This window comes from Microbacterium paludicola (assembly GCF_039529675.1).
Classification (GTDB): domain Bacteria; phylum Actinomycetota; class Actinomycetes; order Actinomycetales; family Microbacteriaceae; genus Microbacterium; species Microbacterium paludicola.
The window spans coordinates 98,555-121,279 of sequence record NZ_BAAANG010000005.1; the positions used below are offsets into that span (position 1 = coordinate 98,555).

A 22,725-nucleotide genomic window follows, 5' to 3' on the forward strand; every position below is an offset into this window, starting at 1 on the left:
GGCGGCCATCGGTCGCCGGGGGCTTCTCGCGTCGTGGGCGGGTCAGCGCCGCCGCTGGGCGTCGCGCGGGTCGACGCCGACCCGCACCGCGGCTCCCGAGGCGGCCGCGGCGAGCGCCTGGTCGATCTGCGTCAGCGGGTAGCGGGCGCTCACGAGCTCCTCGAACGGGCGCTCCCCCGCGTGCTCGCACAGCCAGCGGATGGCGCCGTCGAGGTCACGCGGGGCGTAGTTGTGGACGCCGCGGATCGTCACGAGTCCGCGCACAAGGCGCTCCGGGTCGAGCTGCAGCGGCTCGGTGGGGAAGACGCTGCCCACGAGCAGAACCACGCCGCCGACGCCCACCGCGTCGATCGCCGAGCGCAGCGCCCTGGGCGATCCCGACGCCTCGAGGACGACGTCGTACTCGGGCCGTCCGGTGGCCGCCAGGGCAGCCGTGAGGCCGCGGGGATCCGTCGGATCGGCGACCTGCGCCGCCCCGAAGCGCATGGCGAGCGCACGGCGGGAGGGATCCGGATCCGCGACGACGACGGTCGCGCCGCGGTCGACCGCCATCGCGCACGCGGTCAGGCCGATGAGCCCGGCCCCCAGGATGAGCATCGTCGCACCGTCGAGATCCGCGATGTCCTCGGCCCCCTCGAGCGCGGCCCAGGCGGTGGTGCCGCCGCAGGCAGCCGGGGCGGCGACCTCGGCGCGCAGGGCCTCGCCGATGCGCACGATCGCCGTGCCCGGCCGCAGGTGCGCGTGCGTCGCGAAGCCGCCGGTCAGCTCCCAGTGCACCTGGATGCGCTCGTGGCCGTACTTCAGCAGCGACCGGCACTTCTGCGGCAGGCCGCGCCGGCAGCGGTCGCAGTCGCGGCAGCCGGCCATGATCGACCAGACGATGCGATCGCCCACGTGCACGGGCGCGCCGTCCACCGCGCGCACCCCGTCGACGACGTCGATCACGCGGCCCACGTACTCGTGCCCCAGCACCAGCGGCGCCGGCGCGGGACGGCGCCCCTCGACGGTGTGGACATCGGATCCGCAGACGGTGGCGAGCTCGATCGCCACGAGCGTCTCGCCGGGGGCGAGTACAACACCGGGGACGGCGACGATCTCGTGCGGGCGTCCGACGCCCGTCCACACCATGGCGACCGCCGGCGGCTCGAGGACGACGTCGCGCGTGACCGGGGCGGATGCCGGGGTGGGCGTCGGGATGAGGGCCGGCGTCGCCACGTCAGACACCGCCCGAGGTCGCCATGGGCGCGACAGCGGGCAGCCCGATGAGCGTTCGCAGGCCGGAGACGTCGTCGATCACGTGGTGGGCGCCGGCGGCTTCGAGCGTGGCGCGGTCGTGGGCGCCGCTGAGCACGCCGACGACGAGGCCCGCGCCGGCCGACAGCCCCGAGGCGACGTCGCTCGCGGTGTCGCCCGCCACGGCGACGGCCGCGATGCCGGAGACCTGGGCGAACAGCGCCGCGCCGAGCACGAGGTCGGGGGCAGGACGGCCGCGTCCGACGTCGACGGGCGACAGCGCCACGTCGATCAGGTCGCCCCAGCCGAGGCCCTCGATCAGGGCGTCGCGGGTCACGGGCGCGAAGCCCGTCGTCAGGACGACGGCGATGTCGGCGTCGCGGAGGTCCTCGAGCAGCTCGCGCGCGCCGGGGATGGGCTCCACGCCCTCCTCGACGATGAGCTCGGCGTAGGCGCGTTCGAAGGCCGCGGTCGCCTCCTCGGCGCGGACGACGTCGCCGCCCGCGAGGTGGGTGAACACGTCGATCTTCGACTGCCCCATGGTGTCGCGGACGTACTGGAGGGCGTCGTCCCAGCTCATCCGATCGGCGACTCCTGTGCGCTCGTGGGCGCGCTGGAAGGCGCGCTCGACGACGCCGTCGTCGCGCACCGTCGTGCCTGCCATGTCGAGCACCACGAGCTCGATCTGGCGCGTTCCGGAATCGGCCATGGGGTCCCCTCTCGAAGCCGATCCGGCGGCTTCGCCGGATCGAACACCCCAGCCTGACACCCGGTTTCGCGCGGACTTTTCCACGCCGGGCATTGTTCAGGCGCCGTTAACCGAGCCTTCCGCCGGCACCGGGAGAGCCTTCACGCTCCCGCCTTCTGCTTCCCTACGTGCAGAGGCACCCGCGCCGCGAATCCGGCCTCGATCCGGCTCAGGTCTCAAGCCCCCGAAGCGGCGCTCCCCGCGCCCGACACATCCGTGCGGTGGAAGCTCTGGAACGAGCGCGACGCCGTGGGCCCGCGCTGGCCCTGGTAGCGGTTGCCGTACGCGCCCGAGCCGTAGGGATTCTCGGCGGGCGAGGTGAGTCGGAAGAAGCAGAGCTGGCCGATCTTCATGCCGGGCCACAGCTTGATCGGCAGGGTCGCAACGTTCGACAGCTCGAGCGTGACGTGGCCCGAGAATCCGGGATCGATGAATCCGGCGGTCGAGTGGGTCAGCAGGCCGAGGCGGCCGAGCGACGACTTCCCCTCGAGGCGCGCGGCGACGTCATCCGGCAGCGTGACGGTCTCGTACGTCGAGCCCAGCACGAACTCGCCGGGGTGCAGGATGAACGGCTCGTCCGGCGCGACCTCGACCAGGTGCGTCAGGTCGGGCTGATCCTCGGCGGGGTCGATGAAGGGGTACTTGTGGTTGTCGAACAGCCGGAAGTAGCGGTCGAGCCGGACGTCGACGCTCGACGGCTGCACCATCGCGGGGTCGTACGGGTCCAGGCCGACGCGGCCGGAGTCGAGCTCGTCTTTGATGTCGCGGTCCGAGAGCAGCACGCCACCACTGTATTGCCAAGCGGGCGTGGCCATCCGCCGCCCGTCCCCGCGGTGGTGACGCGACGCGTGGCACACGTTCCCCGCGCACGTCAACCCGCGCGCGCTTTGCACCGCATCGGCGTTAGATCGGAGGCAGAGTTCACGACGCCGGAAGGAGACGCCATGTCCCAGAACGAGACGAGCAGCGCAGACACCGGGGCGAAGCCGACCACCGCCACGGGCGCGAAGGAGGCGGCCGCCGCGGCCGCGGGCACGACGACGCCGGACGAGACGAGCACCACGCCGGCGAGCGACACGAGCACGACAGGGGCGGGTGCTGCGGGTGCGGGTGCGGGCGACCCGGTCGGCGACACGTCGCCTTCGTCCGAGCAGTACCTCACCGAGCCGAACGCCGCGCAGCAGAAGGTGGCCGAGGGCCTGCGCACCGCCGGCGAGAAGGTCGCCTCACTCGCCGGTAGCGAGGGCGTTGTCGGCGACATCGCCGGCAAGGCGTCGGACGGCCTGAAGCACGCTTCAGACTGGGTGTCCGAGCAGGACGCCGGGGCGATGCTGACCGAGACGAAGTCGTTCGTGCGCCGCAAGCCGTGGGTCGCCGCGGCCATCGGCGTGGGAGCACTGATGGTGCTCAACAAGCTGACGCGCGCCATCACGGGCGGCGGCAAGCGCTGACACGAGCCAGCGGAGGCGGCATCCCCGGATGCCGCCGCCTCCGCTCCTGCGCGCGATCACATCCGGTGCGCCTGGCGCACATCCCCGCCGCGATCGCACATCCCGCAGGCTGTTCGGTCGCGCGGAGGATGTGCACTCGCCGATGCCGGGCCGACATCCGGAGCGCTGTTATGCTGGCTCTCACGCGCTCCGGCGCGTACGGGGCTGTAGTTCAATGGCAGAACTTCTGCTTCCCAAGCAGACAGCGCGGGTTCGATTCCCGTCAGCCCCTCCATTGGGATGTTCGCGAAACTCGCGACATCCGTTCGCGAAACTCTGGCTGCCCGGCCCGCGAGGTCTCGCGTCTGCTTGCCCGACGAACCACGGCCCGTGAACGTCCCGGGCTTTCAGGAGTACCGGGCGACGCCGACCGCGATCAGCGCGGCACCAGCTGCCACCAGCGCCATCGGCGCGTATCCGCCTGCCGCCGTCGCAGCGAGCGGTCCGAGGGCGGGCCCGATCGCGGAGACGATCGTGATGGGGGCCGCGAACACCCCGTTGATGCTGCCGTAGCTGCGCGCACCCCAGCGTTCGATCACGGCGGACCCCTGAACGAGAGTCTGCGCGCCGCGGACCGCGCCCGCGGCGACCGCGATCACGACGAGCAGCCACTGCGGTCCCGGGACGAGGGCGAGCGCCGACAGGGCAACGGCTGCGAGGGACGCGGTCACGACGAGGGGCACCCAGGGACGGGCGGTATGCGGGATTGCCACATACAGAAGCCGGCCCGCGACCTGGCCGGCGCCGAGAAGGCCGAGCGACCAGGCAGCGAGTTCATAGCTCATGCCCTTCTCCGTGAAGAGCGGGATGATCGCGAGGGTGACCATGTACAGCCCGGTCACCAGCAGGAGGGTGGCTATCTGCAGCGCCCAGAACCGACGCGTCCGGAGCACGCCGCGGACGCTGTGGGCATCCGGCTCCGCATGCCGGTCGGGGGCCGGCGCCCACCGTCGTTCGAGCGTGAACCAGTGCACCGGGATGGTCACCACCGCGAGGACCACCGTCAGGATCAGGAACGTGGTGCGCCAGTCGGTGATGGCCAGCAGGGCAGCAACGATCGGAGCGAAGATCGTCGAGGCGAGTCCGCCGGCAAGGGTGAGGATGGTCATCGCACCCCGCCGACGCAGGTCGTAGCGGCGGGCGAGGACCGTGAAGGCGGCCTGGTAGAGCACAGCCGACTGGGCCGCGCCGGCGATGACCCAGCCCAGGCCGAAGATCCAGGGCGAAGGAGCGACGCTCACGACCAACAGCCCCGCCACTCCGACGACACTGCCCGCGGTCATGATGTCGCGCGGGCCGTGCGCATCGAGCCAGCGGCCTACCGGCACGCCCACAAGCGCGGACACGACAAGGCCGATGGAGAACAGCGTCGTGACCAGGGGCAGCGGCCAGCCGGTGTCATCCGTGACGACCGGGGCGGCGACGATCATCGCGTAGAAGAGGATCCCCCAGCTCACAACCTGCGCGACAGACAGCGCCGCGAGTCGCCAGGGCTGCCACGGCTCCGTGCGCGCGGCCGACTCGCTCGAGCCGGCGTGGCTCACGCGGTCGCGGTGGGGCGCAGTCGCTCGGCCAGACCCGTGACCGCCTCGCGGATGTGGTCCCGCAGCTCGCGGACGCCGTCTTCATTCCAGTTCGCGGGATCCGGGAAGGTCCATTCGACGAGCTCCCCGGCGACCGGTCCGGGGAGCGTGAGCCCGGGCTTCATCGTGACGACGACATCGGCCGTCTGGAGGTCTTCGGGGGTGACGGCGCGCGGGAATGCGTGTGAGGCGTCGACGCCCAGCTCGGCGAGTGTCGCGACCGTCGTCGGGCTCGGCGCATCGGCGGGGGCGATGCCGCCGCTGATCGCGGTGAACCGGTCTCCGGCAACGAGGCTGAGAAGGTGGGCACCGAGCTGGGAGCGGCCGGCGTTGTGCGTGCAGATGAACAGCACGGTGGGGCGATCGGTGGTCGCCGGGTCGACTGTGGCGTCGGTCATGGTGATTCCTCGGTGTCGGAGTGGCGTGCCGACGTTACGGCACGCTGGTTGCCTGGCGGTGAACAGGCAGAGGGGCGGCCGCCCGGAATCGGCCGCCCCGGTATCGGTGACTCAGCTGGCGTGCGCGGCCGGGGCGATCTCGGAGATCAGCGCTTCGACGTGCTCGCGGATCTCGTCGCGGACGCGGCGGACGCCGTCGACGTCGAGGCCCTCCGGGTCGGCGAGGTGCCAGTCGAGGTATCGCTTGCCGATGTACACGGGGCAGGCATCGCCGCACCCCATGGTGACGACGGCGTCGGCGGCGCGCACAACGTCATCGGTGAGGGGCTTGGGGAACTCGGCCGACACGTCTGCGCCGATCTCCGCAAGCACCTCGGTGACGACGGGCAAAATCTGCTCGCCGGGCTGTGACCCAGCGGAGCGGACGTGGACGCGATCGCCGGCGATCATGCGGGTGATCGCGGCGGCCATCTGCGAGCGGCCCGAGTTCTGAACGCAGACGAACAGCACCTCGGGCACGGCCTTGTCGATCAGTCCCTTGGACTGCGCCAGGGCGAGAAGGCGGTCCTGTGCGAAATGCTCAGCGAGAGGTGGCAGCAGCGTAGTGACCTTCGCGGTGCGGGCCAGGGCGGTGTACGACTCGAACACGATTCGCTCGACGGTCTCCTCGCCCACGATCCCGTCGAAGCGGACCGCGAGCCGCTCGGCCGCGCGATGCAGCACGGCGTCTGCGGACAGGAGCCCGCCGGGGGCGTTCATGCCGCTTCCTCTGCCGGGGCGATCTCGGCGATCAGCGCCTCGATGCGGGTGCGGATCTCATCGCGGATCGGGCGGACGGCGGCGATCCCCTGGCCTGCCGGGTCGTCGAGCTCCCAGTCCTCGTACCGCTTACCGGGGAAGATCGGGCAGGCGTCGCCGCAGCCCATGGTGATCACCACGTCCGACTCCTTGACGGCCTCGACGGTGAGCACCTTCGGGGTGTTGCCGGCGATGTCGATGCCTTCCTCAGCCATGGCCTCGACGGCGACGGGATTGATCTGGTCTTTCGGGGCGGAGCCGGCAGAGAGCACCTGCACGCGGTCACCGGCGAGGGCCTGCAGGTATCCGGCGGCCATCTGCGAGCGGCCGGCGTTGTGGACGCAGACAAACAGAACTGTGGGCTTGGCGGTGTCGGTCATGAGTGCTCCTCGCTGGGTGGACGTACAAGAAGCATAGATCACCATCTATGTATTGTGAAGTGCGTTTACCCGCCACCTCCTCTCGACGTTCATATAGGCGAGTATCGATACACTCGGGATGTGAACGCCCTGTCGCCGGTACCCGGCCATTCGTCGGGAAACCCCCTCGCCCGCGACACCGCGGAGGAGTTGGCGCGGACCCTGCGTGCGGTGGCGGACCCGACGCGGCTGCAGCTGCTCAGCGTGATCCTCGGCTCGGATGGCGAGCGGGCGACCATCGGCCAACTGGCGGACGCACTCGGGGTGAGCCAGCCGACGGTGACCCACCACGTGCGGATCCTGGACGAGGATGGGCTTCTCGTGCGCGAGCGTGAGGGGAAGTTCATCTGGCTCTCGATCGCGCCACACCGGCGAGCCGCCGTGGAGGACCTCCTGCGGTGAGCGCTCACCGGATCGGGCGACCGCTCGACGTGGACGAGGCACAGGCGCGCGCGAGGCAGGCCGCTGTCCTCGGGGAGGCCCTTCACCTGCGGGTGTTGAGCGCCATCGCCGCCGGAGCGCCCTCCGACGCGTTGGCCGAAGTCCTGCACGTCTCCGCCGAGCGCGCCCTGGCCGCCCGCGACGTCCTCCGCGCGGCCGGCATGATCCACACTGACGAATCGGGCGCCGCGGAGCTGACCGCCGATGCCTGGGTGCGGTTCGGTCGCATGCTCGCCGTCGTACCCCCGCACGCTCCTGAGGAGACCGAGGAACGGCCGATCGTGGCGCTGCCGCCTGCGATCGAGAGCGTGGCGCGCGATCTCGCCTACCGCTTCGGCTCGACATTCAGCCCACAGACCGTCTCCCGCTATGTCGCCGAGAGCTATCTGCTGCTGAGCCAGCGAGCGAAGGCGCAGGGACACCTCGCCACGTTGACCGCCCGGTATGCCGCTGAGCGGCTCGACGCCCTGGCCACCTCGACGTCGCGAGTGCTGCGAGGCACCCCCGAGGTGCTGTTCGTCTGCGTGCAGAACGCAGGCCGCTCCCAGATCGCCGCCGCGTACATGAGGCATCTGGCAGGCGGTGCGGTGCACGTGCGCACCGCGGGCTCCGCGCCACGGCACGCCGTTCACCCCCGGATCCATGCGGTCCTCGAAGAGGCCGGCGTGCCGATCACGGACGACTTCCCCAAGCCGCTGACCGACGAGGTCGTCCGCGCCGCGGACTACGTCATCACGATGGGCTGCGGCGATGCGTGCCCCGTCTACCCCGGACGCCGGTACATGGAGTGGGAGATGGACGACCCGCTGCTGCTCGATGACGCCGGCCTCCGAGGGGTTCGCGACGGCATCCGAGCGCGGGTCGAGGACCTGCTCGAGGAGATGCGGGTGCTCTGAGGCAGCTCAGCAGGCCAGACGGTACCCGACACCGACGACAGTCTGGACGGCGAGCTCCCCGGCAGTGGAGGACTCCGAGAGGCGGACGCGGATCCGGCGGATGATGCGGCGGGCAGCGAGGTAGGGGTCGGTGCGGTTGCCGATGTACTGCTGGGCGATCTCGTCGATGGTCGCCAGGTACGGGTAGGCCCGGGCGAGCGTGAGCAGCGCGGCGAACTCCTGCGGCGGGACGGCGATGATCTCCCCGCGCCAGGTCACCTGGTGCCGTCGCGTGTCCACGACCAGGTCACCCGCGGCATACACCGGATCGGACGTCGCATCCCCCGCACGGATACCTGGCAGGGTCCGCACGAGCCGCGCGACGCGGTCCGGCGTGAGCGGCAGGGCCACAGTGCCCCGAGCGCCGGCCGCGAAAGCCGCGCGGATGCTCTGCTCGTCGACGTCTCTGCCGAGGCCGAGGAAGACGGGTGCGTCGCATGCCACGGCGGCGAGCTCAATGACACGCGCGGCCGCGTGCCCGGCGAGGTCCGAGGCGACCACAAGCGCCGATGTCGGTTCCCTGCGTGTCTCCGCGATCGCGTCGAGCGGGTCATCGCGGGCAACGATCGTCGCTCCGACGTGGCGGAACTCCGCGGCGGATCCGCGCACGGCCACCGCCGGATCGACGAGGGCGATGAATCGCACCGCGTCGTCCGGCGGAATCATCCGAACCTGCCGGAGATGTAGTCCTCGGTGCGCTGGTCGCGCGGATGCTCGAAGATCTGGGCAGTCTTGCCGTACTCCACGAGCACGCCGGTGCGGGATCCGTTGGTCGCGTCGACCTGCGCGGTGAAGAATGCGGTGCGGTCGGCGACCCTCGCAGCCTGCTGCATGTTGTGGGTGACGATCACGATCGAGTAGTCGCGGCGCAGCTCGTGCATCAGGTCCTCGATGCGCATTGTGGCGATCGGATCGAGCGCCGAGCACGGCTCGTCCATCAGGATCACGTCCGGCTTGACTGCGATCGTGCGGGCGATGCACAGGCGCTGCTGCTGTCCACCCGAGAGCCCGAACGCCGACTGCTTGAGTTTGTCCTTCACCTCTGCCCAGAGGGCCGCTTTGGTGAGGGCCTCTTCGACGAGGTCGTCCATGCTGTCGACCTTCATGCCGGTGACGCGCGGGCCGTACGCGATGTTGTCGTAGATGGACTTCGGGAAAGGGTTCGGCTTCTGGAAGACCATGCCGATACGGCGGCGCACCTCGATCGGGTCCACGCCGGCGGCGTAGATGTCTTCGTCGAGGAAGACGACCTTGCCGCTCACGTGCGCGCCTTCGATGAGGTCGTTCATGCGGTTCAGCGAGCGCAGGACGGTGGACTTGCCACAGCCGGACGGACCGATGAGCGCGGTGATCTCGTGCGTGCCGAACTCGAGATCCACGCCGGTCACAGCCCGGAAGGAGCCGTAGTAGACATCGACATCCTCGCAGCGCAGCAGCCCGGACGGCTTGTCGGCGAGGGTGCGACCGCCGCTCGAGTGGAACTGAGGATGCGGATCGTGTGCGCCCGCGGACGTAAGGATCGGGTCGGTCATCGGGTTACCACCGTTTCTGGAACTTGTTGCGGATGTAGATGGCGAGGGCGTTCATCATCAGCAGCACGACTAGCAGCATCACGCTGGTGGCGGCGGCAAGCTGGTGGAAACCCTCCTGAGGGCGGCCCGTCCAGTTGAAGATCTGGATCGGCAGCGTCGTGTACCCGCTGAGCAGCCCGTTGGGGTCGAACGTGATGTAGACGAGAGCGCCGAGCACCAGCAGAGGCGCTGCCTCGCCCAAGGCTCGCGACAGGGCGAGGATGGAGCCCGTCGCGATGCTCGGCACGGAGGCCGGGAGCACCTGCCGCCAGACGGTCTGCCATTGCGTCGCCCCCAGCGCGAGGGACGCGTCCCGGATCTCGCCCGGCACGGATCTGAGCCCCTCGCGGGTGGCCATAATGATGACGGGCAGGATGAGCAGCGACAGCGCCAGCGCGCCACCGATGACGATGTTCTTGTTCGACACCTGCAGGAGTGAGAGGAACCCGAGCGCCAGCAGTCCGTAGATGATCGAGGGCACGGCGGCGAGGTTCTGCACGTTCAGTTCGATGAGCCGGTTGTACCAGCGGCTGTTGTCGGCGAACTCTTCCAGGTGCACGGCCGCGGCGATGCCGAGGGGCAGGGTCAGCACGGCGGTGGTGATGATGACCCATACCGAGCCGAGGAATGCCGGGCGCGCGCCAGCCTCGGCCGGGTCGGCGGACGGATAGTCGGTGAACAGGCGGGTCGACAGCATCGGCCAGCCTTCGAGGAGGATCGTCACGAGCAGGGTCGCGAGGACGGCGAAGGCGACGAGCAGCGACAGCCACAGTGCCGCGAGGAACAGCAGCGGCAACGGCCGGTACTCGCGGGGCACGCCACTGCGCAATCGCGCGGGGCGGATGGTCCTGGTGGCGTGCATCAGTAGGCCTCCCGGAAACGACGGACGAACCGGATGCTGATGAAGTTGATCGCCAGCGTGATGAGAAACAGCAGCAGCCCGACCGCGAAGAGGGTGTTGTACTCGAGACTGCCGACGCGGGAGTCACCGAGCGCGGCGTTGGCGATGAAGCCGGTCATGGTCTGCCCCTGCTCGAGGGCTCCGCCGACGATGCGTGCCTGGTTCCCGGCAGCGATCGCGACGATCATGGTCTCGCCGACGGCGCGGGAGATGCCGAGCACGACTGCAGCGACGATCCCGGAAAGCGCGGCCGGCACGACGACACGCAGCGAGGTCTGCATGCGGTTGGCTCCGAGAGCCGCGCTGCCTTGGCGCAGCGCGCTGGGGACCGCGGACATGGCGTCCTCCGACAGGGACGCGATGGTGGGGACGATCATCACGCCCATCACCAGACCTGCCGCCAGGACGCTGAAGGCGTCGGTTCGCAGCTGCAGCCACTCCTTCAGCACCACGTTCTGCACGAACTGCAGCGCGAAGAACCCGTAGACGACGGTCGGCACGCCGGCGAGGATCTCCAGCAGCGGCTTCAGCACCCGCCGCAGGCGCGGGTGGGCGTACTCGGACAGCATGATCGCTGCCCCGAGCCCCAGTGGCACCGCGACGACGAGCGCGATCGCCGTAGTCCACAGGGTCGCGGTCACGAGCGGTACGACCCCGAAGGAGGCGTCGGCGAACCGTGGCGCCCACCTCGTGCCAAACAGGAACTCGAGCACGGGCACCTCGGCGAAGAACTCCACCGACGGGATCAGCAGGGCGATCAGGATGCCGACGGTCGTGATGATCGTGAACAGCGCGGCGACACGCAGGATCTGCTTGATGATGGCCTCGCCGATGCGGCGGCGGGGCGCGAATTGGCCGTGCGGCCGAGGGCCCGAAGACGTCTTCGGGCCCTCGACTGTCGCGGTGGTGGATGCCATTCGGCGATCCCTCCTGTGTTGCGAGCGGTCAGGCGAGGTCAGCCGAGCGAGGCGAGCTCGTCCTGTGCGGTGACGATCTGGTCGTCGGTGAGCGGCACGAACAGGGCGCGCTCGGCGATCTCGACCGCGTTCTCGACGTAGTAGTCGACGAACGCCTTCACCTGGGGCTTCTCGGCGTACGACGCGTTGTTGACGTAGATGAACAGCGGCCGGCCGAGCGGCGTGTAACTGCCGTCCTGCACGGTCTCGACGCTGGGCGTGACGCCGTTCACAGACGCTCCGACGATCACGCCCTCGTTCTCCTCGACGTAGCTCAGGCCGAGGAACCCGATGCCACCCTCGGCGCCCGCGACGCCCTGGATCGTGATGTTGTCGTCCTCGGACGGGCTGTAATCGGCGCGGATCGCACCCTCTTCGCCGTTGATGGCGTCGGTGAAGTAGTCGAATGTGCCGGAGTCGGTACCGGCGCCGAACAGGGCGAGGGGCACATCGGGGAACGACGCGTCGACCTGGTTCCAGCTGGTGACCTTCCCCTCGGAATCGGGCGCCCAGATCTTGTTGAGCTGCTCGACCGTGAGGTCGGTGGCCCAGTCGTTCTCGGGGTTGATGATGACCGACAGGCCGTCGTTGGCGGCGACGATCTCGGTGTACTCGATCCCCGCCGCCTCGCACGCCGCGGCCTCCTCGTCCTTGATCGCGCGCGAGGCGTTGGAGATGTCGGTTTCGCCGGCGCAGAAGGTCTTGAATCCGCCGCCGGTGCCCGATGTGGCGACCGAGACGTTGACGCCGGGCTCGACGTCGCGGAACAGGTCCGCTGCGGCCTCGGTGAGCGGGCCGACCGTCGAGGAGCCGTCGGTGTTGACGGCGCCGCTGGCCGCACCGTCGCCGGAGCCAGCCGAGTTGGCGGCGGCCGGCTCCTGCTGCTGGCCGCCGCAGCCGGCGAGGAGGAGGGCGATGACGCCGAGCGCGGCCGGCGCGAGGATCTTGGCTGTGGTCTTTTTCACGATGCTCTTTCGGTGCAGGGCCGTGTGGCCGTGGAGACCACCGCAGGGCACGGCAGTCAGATAGGTGAGCTTCTATCTGACTCAGATAGAAAGCCATCTATGTGAACGGGGGGTGAACGCCCGGCCTGATTCGCGCGAACTCTGCGCGCAGCCGCCGGAGCAGGCGGTCCGAGGACTGAAAGGATCGCCTCATGCACCTCGTCATCGTCGGCGGCAGCGACGCCGGCATCTCCGCTGCTCTCCGTGCCCGAGAGCTCGCTCCCGAGCACGATGTCACCGTCGTCGTCGCGGACGCCTACCCGAACTACTCGATCTGCGGCATCCCGTACTACTTCTCCGGCGACGTGACCCCCTGGCAGTCACTCGCTCACCGCACCCGCGAGGACCTCGAGGCCGCCGGTATGGCACTGCGCCTGGACACCCTCGCGACCGCCATTGACGTCGAGCGGCGCCGGCTCAGGGTGCGTGACGCATCCGGGGAGAGTGACATCGCGTACGACGAGCTGATCGTCGGGACCGGCGCCCTTCCGGCGCATGCCGGGATCGCGGGGCTCGATCGGCTCGGCCCCGACGACGGCGTGCACGTGCTCCACTCGATGGGCGACACCTTCGCGCTCGACCGGTTCCTCGCAGAGCGTCAGCCGCGTCGGGCGACCATCATCGGCGCGGGCTACGTCGGCCTCGAGATGGCCGAAGGGTTCATGGGGCGCGGCATGGAGGTCACCATCCTGCAGCGCGGCCCTGAAGTGCTCTCGACCCTCGAGCCCGAGCTCTCCGCGCAGGTGCACGCCGAGCTCGTCGACCACGGCGTGATCGTACGCACCGGATCCGCCGTAAGCGGCATCGAGAAGGGCGAGGACGGATCGCTCACGGTCGTCGCGACCGACGGCACGCACGAGGCAGACGTCGTCTTGCTGGTCGTGGGAGTACGCCCCAACACCGCGCTGCTCGAAGCTGCCGGCGCGCGACTCGGTGCCGGCCGCGCCGTTGCGGTCGATCCGCAGATGCGCACCGGACTACCGCACGTGTGGGCGGCTGGGGACGGCGTCGTCACACACCACCGTCAGCTCGGCGAGACTTACCTGCCGCTGGGCACGACATCCCACAAGCAGGGCCGGATCGCGGGCGAGAACGCGGTCGGCGGATCAGTGACCTTCGCCGGATCCGTGGGCACGCAGGTCGTCAAGGTCTTCGATCTGGTTGCGGCGCGCACCGGGCTGCGCGATCACGAGGCGACGGCAGCCGGGTTCGGTCCGTTGAGCGCGACTGCGGTCGCCGACGACCACAAGCGCTACTACCCGGGTGCGCAGCCGATCACCATCCGCGTCACCGGCGATCGCCGAGATCAGCGACTGCTGGGCGCGCAGCTCGTCGGGCGCCTCGGCACCGAGACCGCCAAGCGGGTGGACACCTTCGCGGTCGCGTTGCACGCGGGGCTCACGGTGCCGCAGGTGAGCGAACTGGATCTGTCGTACACGCCCACGTTGGGATCGCCGTGGGATGCGGTGCAGGCTGCGGCGCAGGCCTGGGAGCGCACCGCCGGCGAGCGCTGAGTTCCCCCCGGCGGCTCAGACCAACTCGTCGAGCAGCACGCGCACGCGGGTTTCGATGTCGTCCCGGATGGGCCGTACTCCGGAGAGTGGCAGACCCGCAGGATCATCGAGGTCCCAGTCGAGGTAGCGACGCCCCGGATACACCGGGCAAGCGTCGCCACAGCCCATCGTGACCACGACATCCGCTGCGCGCACAGCCTCGTCCGTGAGTGGCTTGGGGTACTCGCCGCCGATCGGCACGCCGATCTCGTCGAGCGCCGTCGCAATGGTCGAGCGCATGTCGGGCGCGGGCATCGAGCCGGCCGTGCGGACGCTCACTCGATCGCCGGCGAGGTGGCGCAGGATCGCTGCCGCCAGTTGGGAGCGGCCCGCGTTCTGCACGCATACGAACAGCACCTCAGGGCGGTCTCGATCGGTGCCACGGGGTCGCGCAAGGGCCTCGAGGCGGGAAGCGGTGAACGCGGCCGTGCGCGACGCGAGGAGGGGCGGCGGGGATCCGTCTCGCGCGAGCAGTTCGGCGCTCTCGTGCACGTACGCCTCGACGGTTTCGGGGCTGAAGACGCCGCGGAAGCGCACGGCGAGATCGGCGGAGATGCGGTCCAGGTCGGGCGGGGCGCTGTCTGGTTCAGCGCCGACGAGTGCGGCGACCATGTCGTGATGCTCCGGAACGAGCGCGAACCAGACGATTCGACCCTCCGGGCGGCGAGTCACGATGCCGGCGGACAGCAGGGCCTTCATGTGGTGCGTCACGGTGGGCTGGCGCAACCCGAGCGATTCGGCCAGCTCTCCGACCCGTGCGTGCTGGTTCGGCGCGGACAGGATCAGCCGCAGGATCCGGTGGCGCGTCGGGTCTGCGATCGTCGTGAGCACCGTCCCCGAATCCATAGATCGCAGTCTATGACGACCGCAGTACCGAGACATGCGATCGTGACGATTGCCCATCCCATAGACTGCCATCTATGAATAGTGAGGCCAGGCCCATGCGTCCCGACTCGGTCGCTCGCCCGCTGACGGCGGAGTTCCTTGGAAGCCTGCTGCTCGCGGCGATCGTCATCGGCTCGGGGATCATGGCGCAGCGACTCTCGCCAGGGGACGTCGGGCTCCAGCTCCTCGAGAACGCGTTCGCCACCGCTCTCGGCCTCGGCGTGCTCATCATCCTTTTCCAGCCGATCTCGGGCGCACATTTCAACCCGGTCGTCACGGTCGCCGACGCGATCGTCGGCGGTCGGCGCTGGCGGGACGTCGGGCCGTACGTTGCCGCGCAGGTGCTCGGCTGCATCACGGGCGCGATCCTCTCGAACGTGATGTTCGCCGCGCCGGCCGTTGCCTGGAGCACCACCGCACGGGCGACGCCGATGAATCTGATCTCCGAGGTCGTAGCGACGGCGGGCCTCGTCCTCGTGATCTTCATGCTGGTGCGCACCGGACGGGGGCATCTCGCGGCGCCCGCGGTCGGCGCATACATCGGAGCGGCATACTTCTTCACCGCGTCAACGAGTTTCGCCAACCCGGCCATCACGATCGGGCGGATGTTCTCCGACACCTTCGCGGGGATCGCTCCAGCGTCCGCACCCTGGTTCCTCGTCGCTCAGTTCGTCGGCGGAGCGCTCGGGCTCGTGCTGACCTCTTGGTTGACGCCACAAGCACGCTCGGACCGCCCCATGGCGGGCGCTCGCCGCGGTGACAGCTTGCGCGCGGGCTTCCGTCGCGACGGTCGCGCCGTGAGCACTCGGTAGCATCCTGCTCATCTCGCTCATCGAGCCGCGTATGCCTGCCCCCTCCGGCGGGCGAAGGGCCCGAGCGACGACAGCTGAGCCGTCCCGGGATGGCAGAAGTCATACCGTGGTATCCCCCAGATGACACCTGCAGGCTGATTCGCCGCCCCCGCGCGCGCCGTACGTTTCCGGCATGGAGATCTTGGATGTCGCGCGGGAGCCGCGCGTGAACGCCCCCGTCGCCCTGGCGGACCCGCCTGCGCCGGCAGCGGCCGCGTTCGGCCTCGTGCTGCTTCACGTCGCGTTCTTCGCCGCCGGCAGCGTGCTGCTCATCATCGGCTTCGCAGCCTCGGGCGCGCAGCGGCTGGCAGCCGTGCTGCGCAGCCTCGGTCGACGATGAGCCAGGCATGGGCCCCGCGTCCGAGTGACGCCGCCACCATCCACGCGCCGCTCCCGGCGACGGTCCATCGCGGGCTCGTCGCATCCGGAGCCGCCGGCACCCGGCCTCGTCGCCTCTCCGGCAACGGGACGCGCCGGCCCGCCGACCGGTCGCGACGACGCCCCACTCCCACCGTGTCGATCGTCATCCCCGCACACGACGAGGAAGAGGTGATCGAACGGTGCCTGCTCGCCGCCGCCGACCAGACCGTCGCGGCCTGGGAGATCCTCGTCGTCGACAACCGCTCCAGCGACGCGACCTCCTCGATCGCCCGGCGCGTCGCCGAGCGCCACCCCGACGCGCGGATCCGGGTGATCACCCAGCATGCGCAGGTCGGTCTGATCCCCACGCGCGACATCGGGTTCGTGGTGGCGAGCGGCGACGTCCTCGGCCGCATCGACGCCGACACCGTGATCGGCCGCGACTGGGTCGAGCAGGTCACCGCGGCGATGAGGGATCCGGCCGTCGGCGCCGTGTCGGGACCGGTCGCGTACTACGACCTGCCTTTCCGCGGCCCCGCCGTCTCGGACGACCTCGCGCGCCGGGCACTGCGGCGCCTCGGTCGCCGCTACCCGTTCCTGTACGGCTGCAACATGGCGATCCGTGCGAGCGCGTGGCGGGAGATCCGCGACGAGGTGTGCCCCGATCCGCTCGACCTGCTGCACGAGGACATCGACCTGTCCGTGCACCTCTACGACGCCGGAATCGCGGTCCGCTATCTCCCCGCAATGCGCGCCGGGGCATCGGCGCGGCGCTTGTCGTCGTCACCCGCCGCATTCAATGCCTACGTCGAGCGCTTCGAGCGGACGTACGCGGCGCACGGAATCGACGAGTGGTACCTGCGCGCGCCGCAGCTGCTGCTCAAGGCCGCGTACTGGTGGGCGCGCGTGCTGCACGCGGTCGTCCCCGCCCGGCGCGCCGCCCCGGCCCCGGCCGTCCGCGCAGACGCTGTCGACACCGCGACCACCCAACAGCCGGAGGCGGTGCCCGCATGAACGCGCAGGTGTCGGCCGCGGGCCGAGGGCTCGCCGTCGTGCCGCGGCGAGGAGCCGTTGGCATCCAGGACTGGCGGGAACGCCCATGGACCTGATCTTCGCCTTCTTCGTCGCCCTGCAGGACGCTCTCGTCGCCGCCGCGACGTCCCCGTGGATGCCCCTCGTGCTGTTCGCGGTGTGCGTGCTCGACGGGTTCTTCCCTCCGGTGCCGAGCGAGACCGTCCTCGTCGCGAGCACGGTCGTCGCCTGGACGAACTCTCCCGCGATGCTTCCGCTGATCCTGGTGGTCGCGATCGTCGGCGCATGGATCGGCGACAATCTCGCCTTCGCGGCCGGCCGCCGGATCGCCGCCGCCTCCGCGCGGGGCCAGGCCTCGCGGCGGTCATCTCCCCTGGTGCGACGCCTCCAGCGCGAGATGGACTACCGGCCGGCCGGGATCATCCTGACGGGCAGGTTCATTCCCGTGCTCCGCGTGGCGGTGAACGTTGCCGCAGGAGCCGCGGGGATGCCGTGGCGGCGGTTCGTGCCCCTCAGCCTGCTCGCCGCGACGGGCTGGGTGACCGTGACGACCGCTCTCGCCCTGGTGGTGGGCACGCTCGTGCCGCTCGATCCGCTCGCCGTGTCGATGATCGCCGTGGGCATCGCGCTCGCGGCGGGTCTGACCGCCGATCGGATCGTGGCCTGGAGGCGCGATCCCGCGACCCGCAGTGAGACGGTGTGAGCTCACGCCGATCGCGGTGACAGCCGTCCGGCAGTGACCTCGGCCGGGCGCGTCACCGGATCAGACGACCGCCTCCCACGGGCCGTTCGCGTCTCCCGGTGTCTGGTTGCGCGTCCACCACTTCGCCTCGAAGACCTGGCCCTCGTGCGCCACGCGGTCGCCGGCCTCGAAGATGCGCGACGCCGTCCAGGCCGGCACGCCGTTCTCGTCCTCGGCGCCGAGCTCCTGCCACGGACCGTGCGGGTCGCCGGGCTCCTGACCCTTCGCGTACCAGGATGCGAGCCACTCCGCGCCCCCGAACGAGACGATGTCGCCCGCCTCGAAGACGGTCTCGGCGTCCCACGCGCGCACCGGTTCCGCAACGGTGACCGTCGCGGTCTGCGTGACGCCGTTGACCGTGACCGAGAGGGTCGCGGCGCCCGGGGCGACCGCCGTCAGGGTGCGAGTCTCCGGATTGAAGCGCACGACGTCGGCGGCCGCCTCGAGCGAGGCGGTGTCTCCGTCGTCGACGACCACGCCGTCGCCGCCCCACTGGGCGCTGACGGGCCAGCCCACCGGGACGAGTCGGGTGGTGTCCTGCGTGATCGTCGCCTCCACATCCGCCTGCGCGCCGACCTCGAGCGTGGCCGGCACACCGGTGAGCGTCAGTCCGTCGACGCGCGGACGCACCTCTGCCTGCAGCCACGCAGTGCGGTCCGCCACGGGCTCCGGATCCGCGACGACGCCCTCCTTCGCGTCGATGCCGAGCATGGCCCAGCCGGTGAAGCCGCCCTTGTCGACCGCACCCGACGGGCTCTTGCCCGAGTTGCCCACGGTCAGGTAGCTGACGCCCTCGGCACTGCGTCCGGCGAAGTTGCCGACGTGACCGTTGACCACCGCGATGGACTTGCCCGTCTCGGCCCGGAACTCGGCGAACGTCGCCTCGAGTTCGCGCGCCTCGACGCGATCGGCGAGCTGGCTGTGATCGCCGACGAGGTGATCCTGGGTCGGGTGGTGGAAGAACACCGTCACGCCCGTGATCTTCTTGTCGGCGGCGGCACCGGCGAGCGCGTCCTCCAGGAACTGCAGCTGGTCCACGGCGTCGCCGCCCCGGCCGAGCGTGCCGTAGGCCGAGTTGAGCGTGATGACGCGGGTGCCCTCGACGTCCTGCACCGTGCGGGGGTCGCCGAACTCGGCCTGGAAGTTCGCGATCTCGGCGCCCATCACCTCGTGGTTGCCGGGTACGTACACCCAGCGCAGCGCGTCGCCCACCTCCTCGTCCAGGATGCGGCGGGCGAGGTCGAAGTCGGCCTCGCTCGCCTCGTCGACGAAGTCGCCGTTGATGATCAGCAGGTCGGGCTGCGCCGCGACGATCTCGCGCAGCGTGCGGCGGGCGGCCTCGACGATCGGGCTGTCGGGGTCGCGCGCGACGAACTGCGAGTCGCTCATCACCGCGATCCGCGTCGGACGGTCATCCGCCGTGCCGTTCACCGCGATCACCGGATCGTGCACGGGGGCGGCCTCGGGCTGCTGCACCTCGGGCGCGTAGACGATGCCGAGGTCGGCCACCTGGATCGAGCCGTGATAGCTGGCTGCCGCGCGGGTCTCCATGATCCGGATCCGCTCGAACGTCAGGGGGAACGCGGTGCCCTCCGGCACCGTGAACTCGACCTTGCGCCAGCCCTCCCACGTGATCTCGGGGCCGTCGAGGTTGGTCGAGGCGGTGGCGCCGGCGGGGCGCACCTGCAGGCGCGGCCAGGCTCCCGAGCCGTCGCCGTTGATCCAGAGCGTCACGGCGCGCGGCTGGTTCGGCAGCGCGACCGGGGCGGGGGCGATGGCGTAGAAGCCGCGCGTGGCGGTGCTGGTGGTGAAGTCGTAGTCCAGGCTCAGCGCGTTCTGGCCGTCGGGACCCGCGCCGGGTGCCGGCGTGAGCGTGCCGGTCGCCCGCGCGACGCCCTGCGTCCACGACGCCGCGTCCGAGAAGTCGAGCACGACGTCCTCGGCGAGGCCGACGGTGGCCGGGGCCTCGAACGTGTGGCCGGCGACGGTGAAGCGCACGGTCGTGGCGCCCGAGGAGACCTGCGGCGAGACGGTGAACGTGTCGCGACCGGTCGGCTCGACCTTCACCCCGGGGCCGGCTTCGACCGCGATGTCCGATGTCTCGATCGGGGCCGCGTTGCCGTCGCCGTCGTAGCCCGTGATCCGGATCGTGGCGGTCTCCGCGGCATCCAGCATCGCGATCGCGCCGGTGCTTCCCTGGATGTGATCGAGCTCGCCCAGCACACGCAGCTCGAGCTCGCCGCGTTGCCCGCCGTCACCCGTGAAGCGCACGGAGCCGGTGCCGGCCTGCGTGCCCGTGACCGTCGCGGTGTCGCCGTCGGCGTCGCGCACCTCGAGCGGGCCCTTGGTGCGGAACGTGCCGGTGACCGCCACTCCCCCGAGGTCGTTGTCGAGGCCGGTCGCCGTGACCGTGCGCGCGAGGCCGGGGAACACCGCGTCGGCGCCGTCGATCTCGGGCGCGACGATCGCCTCGTCGGTGACGCCCTCGGGCGCGCTCGAGAAGAACGCGAGCGAGTTCGCGACGGCGCGCTCCGAGCCGTCCGAGGGGCGGTTCAGGAACTCCAGCTCGGTCTCGCCCGCCGGGCGACCGAGCATCGTAGCCGATCCGCCGCCGTCGAGGTTGACGGCGTTGTAGGCGCCGAGGTCGAGCATCAGCTGCGCGAGCTCCTGCACGGTCTGGCCGCGGCTGTCCGATGCGCGGCCGTCGATGGTGACGACGTAGATCTTGGTGCCGTCGCGATTGACGCCGACCGCCGTGCGTCCGGCCTCGACCTGGTCCTCGGTGCCCTTCTTCCCGTCGATCACGAGACGCTGGCTGCCGCTGACGGCGAGGTCGACGTCGGCCGAGGGGCCGACCTCGATCGCGACGCGGTCGCCGACCACGAGTGCGCCGATCACATCGGCGCCCGTCTCGCGTCCCACGAGGACGTGTCCGCCGTCCGGGATCTGCGGATCGCCGGCACCGTCGGCGACGGCCGTCACGACGCCGTCGACGACGGTGGCCCGGGCCACGTGCGCGGACATCTCGGCGGGACCACCGACGGGGTAGTCGAGCGTGAAGTCGCCCCACGCCGAGGTGTACACGCCGATGCCGTTGCGGGGGATGTCGGGGGCGTTGACCGCGGCGATCGGGGTCTCACCGGCGTCGGTGGAGAGCGTGCCGGTGGCCATCAGGCTCTGCACGGCGGCGACCCCGTCGGTGACCGTGAAGGCCTGGCGCGGTGACGCCGGTGCCGTGCGCAGTCCCTGGCTCGACACGTTGGTGCCGACCGGGGCGCCCGTGCGGTTCATGTCGAAGTAGTCGCCGTTGACGGCGGCCACCGCCCCCGTGCCCGCCACCTGCGCGCTGACGCCCGCGACGCTGGCGACCTCGCCCGAGTCGAGCACGTCCATCGACAGGGTCGGGGTCGTGAGATCGGCGACCAGGATGTCGCCGGTCACCCAGCCGCCGCCCTCGATGCGCGAGAAGGCGACGTGGTCGAGGCCCGGCGCGATGCGCTGCGACGACGCCTCGAGCAGCGACGATCCGCCGCCGGTGAGGTCGAGGCCGAGGGTGTCCTCGGGGAGGGCCGCGGCGGCGGGCGCGGTGGCGAGCAGGGAGCCGGCGAGCACGAGGCCGGCCGCGGCCGCGACAGTGCGGGAGGAGCGCATTGACAGTCCTGACGATCGGGTGGGAGGAACCGCACCACGGTAGGAAGGGCACATGGCCGCGAGGGTGCGCCACGATGAACGCGCGGTGCCCGTGAGCGCCGGCGCATGGGGACTTCTCCCCTGGATGCGGTCGTCGCGCCGTCAGCCGACGGAGCTCGAGAGCCGTGCCGCAAGCGGAGCCGCCGCGGCGCGCAGCGGGGCGGGCCCGACAACGGTGAACGGCGCATCGAAGCGCAGCACCCATGCGAGGAGGCCCACCCACGACCATGCGCCGACGCGCACCCGGGTCGTGCCGTCCGGCAGCTCCTCGAGCAGGCCGTCGCCGATCCACGGGGCGACCGACCGGGCGGGCAGCCCGATGACGAACTCCCCCTCGCACGGCCAGCGATCCTCGGCCTCCGACCCCTTCGCCCGCGCGGCGACGAACGCGGCGGCGTCGCCGGTCGGCAATGCCCGACGCGCGAACGGCGCCCCGCCCGGCGTGCGCGGACGCATCCGGTCGAGCCGGAAGATCCGCCACTCCGACCGCCCGAGGTCCCACGCGACCAGGTACCAGCGCTGGTTCCGTGAGACGACGGCATGCGGCTCCACCCGACGCGCCGGACGCTCTTCGTCGTCGCCGTAGTCGAACCGCAGGGTGCGCGTATCGCGTACCGCCGCGCTCACCGCCTCGAGCACAGTCGGATCCACTCGCTCCGGCGGTGGCGATCCGGTGAACGCGACCGCGTCCACACGGTGCCTCAGGTGCGAGGGCATGACCTGCCGCACCGTCGCGAGCGCCCGGGCCGCTGCCTCCTCCAGCTCGACGCCGCCCGACGCCGCCGAACGCAGCGCGACGGCGACGGCGACCGCCTGCTCCTCGTCGAACAGCAGCGGCGGCAGCTCCGCGCCCGCCGCGAGCCGGTACCCGCCGAGCGATCCCTTCGTCGCGGCGATGGCGTACCCCAGGTCGCGCAGCCTCTCGATGTCGCGGCGAACCGTGCGTCCGGTCACGCCGAGCCGCTCGGCGAGGGCGGGCCCCGTCCATTCGTGCCGCGCCTGCAGCAGCGACAGGAGCGACAGCATCCGCGATGAGGTTCCGGGCATACCGCCAGTCTCCTCGACATTGCGGACTGCACCTGTCCTCATTGCCGGCGATCGTTGATCCTGCGGCACACGGCCGCGGATCCTCGCC

General features: G+C 70.9%; 23 protein-coding genes and 1 tRNA gene. 9 read left to right on the top strand and 15 right to left on the bottom strand.

The genetic code is table 11. The features are described from left to right. Nucleotides 1–42: 42 nt before the first annotated feature. From ABD161_RS05725 to dcd, 3 genes are all read right to left on the bottom strand, one after another. Nucleotides 43–1,224, bottom strand: coding sequence for a zinc-binding dehydrogenase (locus ABD161_RS05725; RefSeq protein WP_344000520.1), 1,182 nt, complete (start codon nucleotides 1,222–1,224; stop codon nucleotides 43–45). Then, the gene (locus ABD161_RS05730; RefSeq protein ID WP_344000522.1) at nucleotides 1,217–1,942 is read right to left on the bottom strand and encodes an HAD family hydrolase; all 726 of its coding nucleotides are present in this window, start codon (nucleotides 1,940–1,942) and stop codon (nucleotides 1,217–1,219) included. The genes ABD161_RS05725 and ABD161_RS05730 overlap by 8 nt, the downstream gene beginning before the upstream one ends. A gap of 215 nt (nucleotides 1,943–2,157) precedes the next feature. Beyond that, nucleotides 2,158–2,763, bottom strand: coding sequence for a dCTP deaminase (gene dcd / locus ABD161_RS05735; RefSeq protein WP_344000524.1), 606 nt, complete (start codon nucleotides 2,761–2,763; stop codon nucleotides 2,158–2,160). Nucleotides 2,764–2,925: 162 nt separating this feature from the next. Here dcd and ABD161_RS05740 point away from each other — a divergent pair, with 162 nt between their 5' ends. Beyond that, nucleotides 2,926–3,432, top strand: a complete 507-nt coding sequence (locus tag ABD161_RS05740; RefSeq protein ID WP_344000526.1) for a zinc-binding metallopeptidase family protein — start codon at nucleotides 2,926–2,928, stop codon at nucleotides 3,430–3,432. A gap of 200 nt (nucleotides 3,433–3,632) precedes the next feature. Beyond that, nucleotides 3,633–3,706: transfer RNA gene (locus ABD161_RS05745), tRNA-Gly, on the top strand. Nucleotides 3,707–3,818: 112 nt separating this feature from the next. Here the strand turns inward: ABD161_RS05745 and ABD161_RS05750 are convergent. The 4 genes from ABD161_RS05750 to ABD161_RS05765 form a co-directional block, all read right to left on the bottom strand. Then, entirely contained in the window at nucleotides 3,819–5,015 is a 1,197-nt protein-coding gene (locus tag ABD161_RS05750) for an MFS transporter (protein ID WP_344000528.1), read from the bottom strand. Further along, the gene (locus ABD161_RS05755) at nucleotides 5,012–5,452 is read right to left on the bottom strand and encodes an arsenate-mycothiol transferase ArsC (RefSeq protein WP_344000530.1); all 441 of its coding nucleotides are present in this window, start codon (nucleotides 5,450–5,452) and stop codon (nucleotides 5,012–5,014) included. The genes ABD161_RS05750 and ABD161_RS05755 overlap by 4 nt, the downstream gene beginning before the upstream one ends. Nucleotides 5,453–5,563: 111 nt before the next feature. Continuing rightward, nucleotides 5,564–6,211, bottom strand: coding sequence for an arsenate reductase ArsC (locus ABD161_RS05760; RefSeq protein WP_344000532.1), 648 nt, complete (start codon nucleotides 6,209–6,211; stop codon nucleotides 5,564–5,566). Beyond that, nucleotides 6,208–6,630 carry an arsenate reductase ArsC gene (locus ABD161_RS05765; protein WP_344000534.1) on the bottom strand — a complete coding sequence of 141 codons (423 nt, stop codon included), beginning with the start codon at nucleotides 6,628–6,630 and terminating at the stop codon, nucleotides 6,208–6,210. The genes ABD161_RS05760 and ABD161_RS05765 overlap by 4 nt, the downstream gene beginning before the upstream one ends. 120 nt (nucleotides 6,631–6,750) lie before the next feature. Between ABD161_RS05765 and ABD161_RS05770 the strand changes: the two genes are divergently transcribed. After that, nucleotides 6,751–7,071: an ArsR/SmtB family transcription factor gene (locus tag ABD161_RS05770; protein WP_344000536.1), complete on the top strand. Its 321-nt coding sequence runs from the start codon at nucleotides 6,751–6,753 to the stop codon at nucleotides 7,069–7,071. Continuing rightward, nucleotides 7,068–8,006: an arsenate reductase ArsC gene (locus ABD161_RS05775; RefSeq protein WP_344000538.1), complete on the top strand. Its 939-nt coding sequence runs from the start codon at nucleotides 7,068–7,070 to the stop codon at nucleotides 8,004–8,006. Before ABD161_RS05770 ends, ABD161_RS05775 begins: the two co-directional genes overlap by 4 nt. 6 nt (nucleotides 8,007–8,012) lie before the next feature. Here the strand turns inward: ABD161_RS05775 and ABD161_RS05780 are convergent, their stop codons facing one another. The 5 genes from ABD161_RS05780 to ABD161_RS05800 form a co-directional block, all read right to left on the bottom strand. Further along, nucleotides 8,013–8,711, bottom strand: a complete 699-nt coding sequence (locus ABD161_RS05780) for a hypothetical protein (protein WP_344000541.1) — start codon at nucleotides 8,709–8,711, stop codon at nucleotides 8,013–8,015. After that, nucleotides 8,708–9,481, bottom strand: coding sequence for a phosphate ABC transporter ATP-binding protein PstB (pstB, locus tag ABD161_RS05785; RefSeq protein ID WP_425560802.1), 774 nt, complete (start codon nucleotides 9,479–9,481; stop codon nucleotides 8,708–8,710). The genes ABD161_RS05780 and pstB overlap by 4 nt, the downstream gene beginning before the upstream one ends. A gap of 100 nt (nucleotides 9,482–9,581) precedes the next feature. Next, nucleotides 9,582–10,478 carry a phosphate ABC transporter permease PstA gene (pstA, locus tag ABD161_RS05790; RefSeq protein WP_344000545.1) on the bottom strand — a complete coding sequence of 299 codons (897 nt, stop codon included), beginning with the start codon at nucleotides 10,476–10,478 and terminating at the stop codon, nucleotides 9,582–9,584. After that, nucleotides 10,478–11,434: a phosphate ABC transporter permease subunit PstC gene (gene pstC / locus ABD161_RS05795; RefSeq protein ID WP_344000547.1), complete on the bottom strand. Its 957-nt coding sequence runs from the start codon at nucleotides 11,432–11,434 to the stop codon at nucleotides 10,478–10,480. Before pstC ends, pstA begins: the two co-directional genes overlap by 1 nt. A 38-nt stretch (nucleotides 11,435–11,472) precedes the next feature. Further along, the gene (locus ABD161_RS05800; RefSeq protein ID WP_344000549.1) at nucleotides 11,473–12,438 is read right to left on the bottom strand and encodes a PstS family phosphate ABC transporter substrate-binding protein; all 966 of its coding nucleotides are present in this window, start codon (nucleotides 12,436–12,438) and stop codon (nucleotides 11,473–11,475) included. A gap of 191 nt (nucleotides 12,439–12,629) precedes the next feature. Here ABD161_RS05800 and ABD161_RS05805 point away from each other — a divergent pair, with 191 nt between their 5' ends. Then, nucleotides 12,630–13,991 carry an FAD-dependent oxidoreductase gene (locus ABD161_RS05805; protein WP_344000551.1) on the top strand — a complete coding sequence of 454 codons (1,362 nt, stop codon included), beginning with the start codon at nucleotides 12,630–12,632 and terminating at the stop codon, nucleotides 13,989–13,991. 15 nt (nucleotides 13,992–14,006) lie between these two features. On the opposite strand, the gene ABD161_RS05810 is transcribed toward ABD161_RS05805, so the two are convergent. Then, nucleotides 14,007–14,876, bottom strand: coding sequence for a metalloregulator ArsR/SmtB family transcription factor (locus ABD161_RS05810; protein WP_344000553.1), 870 nt, complete (start codon nucleotides 14,874–14,876; stop codon nucleotides 14,007–14,009). 95 nt (nucleotides 14,877–14,971) lie between these two features. Between ABD161_RS05810 and ABD161_RS05815 the strand changes: the two genes are divergently transcribed. The 4 genes from ABD161_RS05815 to ABD161_RS05830 all read left to right on the top strand — a co-directional run bounded on the left by ABD161_RS05815 (nucleotide 14,972) and on the right by ABD161_RS05830 (nucleotide 17,861). Continuing rightward, on the top strand, nucleotides 14,972–15,727 hold the full coding sequence (locus ABD161_RS05815; RefSeq protein WP_344000555.1) for an MIP/aquaporin family protein: 756 nt from the start codon (nucleotides 14,972–14,974) through the stop codon (nucleotides 15,725–15,727). 172 nt (nucleotides 15,728–15,899) lie between these two features. Beyond that, entirely contained in the window at nucleotides 15,900–16,106 is a 207-nt protein-coding gene (locus ABD161_RS05820; protein ID WP_344000556.1) for a hypothetical protein, read from the top strand. Further along, on the top strand, nucleotides 16,103–17,140 hold the full coding sequence (locus tag ABD161_RS05825; protein ID WP_344000558.1) for a glycosyltransferase family 2 protein: 1,038 nt from the start codon (nucleotides 16,103–16,105) through the stop codon (nucleotides 17,138–17,140). Before ABD161_RS05820 ends, ABD161_RS05825 begins: the two co-directional genes overlap by 4 nt. An 85-nt stretch (nucleotides 17,141–17,225) precedes the next feature. Continuing rightward, the gene (locus ABD161_RS05830; protein ID WP_344000560.1) at nucleotides 17,226–17,861 is read left to right on the top strand and encodes a DedA family protein; all 636 of its coding nucleotides are present in this window, start codon (nucleotides 17,226–17,228) and stop codon (nucleotides 17,859–17,861) included. A 60-nt stretch (nucleotides 17,862–17,921) separates the two neighbouring features. On the opposite strand, the gene ABD161_RS05835 is transcribed toward ABD161_RS05830, so the two are convergent. After that, nucleotides 17,922–21,551 (bottom strand): phosphodiester glycosidase family protein, encoded by a 3,630-nt coding sequence (locus ABD161_RS05835; protein WP_344000562.1) that lies wholly within the window; start codon nucleotides 21,549–21,551, stop codon nucleotides 17,922–17,924. Nucleotides 21,552–21,692: 141 nt separating this feature from the next. Then, nucleotides 21,693–22,637 (bottom strand): helix-turn-helix transcriptional regulator, encoded by a 945-nt coding sequence (locus tag ABD161_RS05840; RefSeq protein ID WP_344000564.1) that lies wholly within the window; start codon nucleotides 22,635–22,637, stop codon nucleotides 21,693–21,695. Nucleotides 22,638–22,725: the final 88 nt, after the last annotated feature.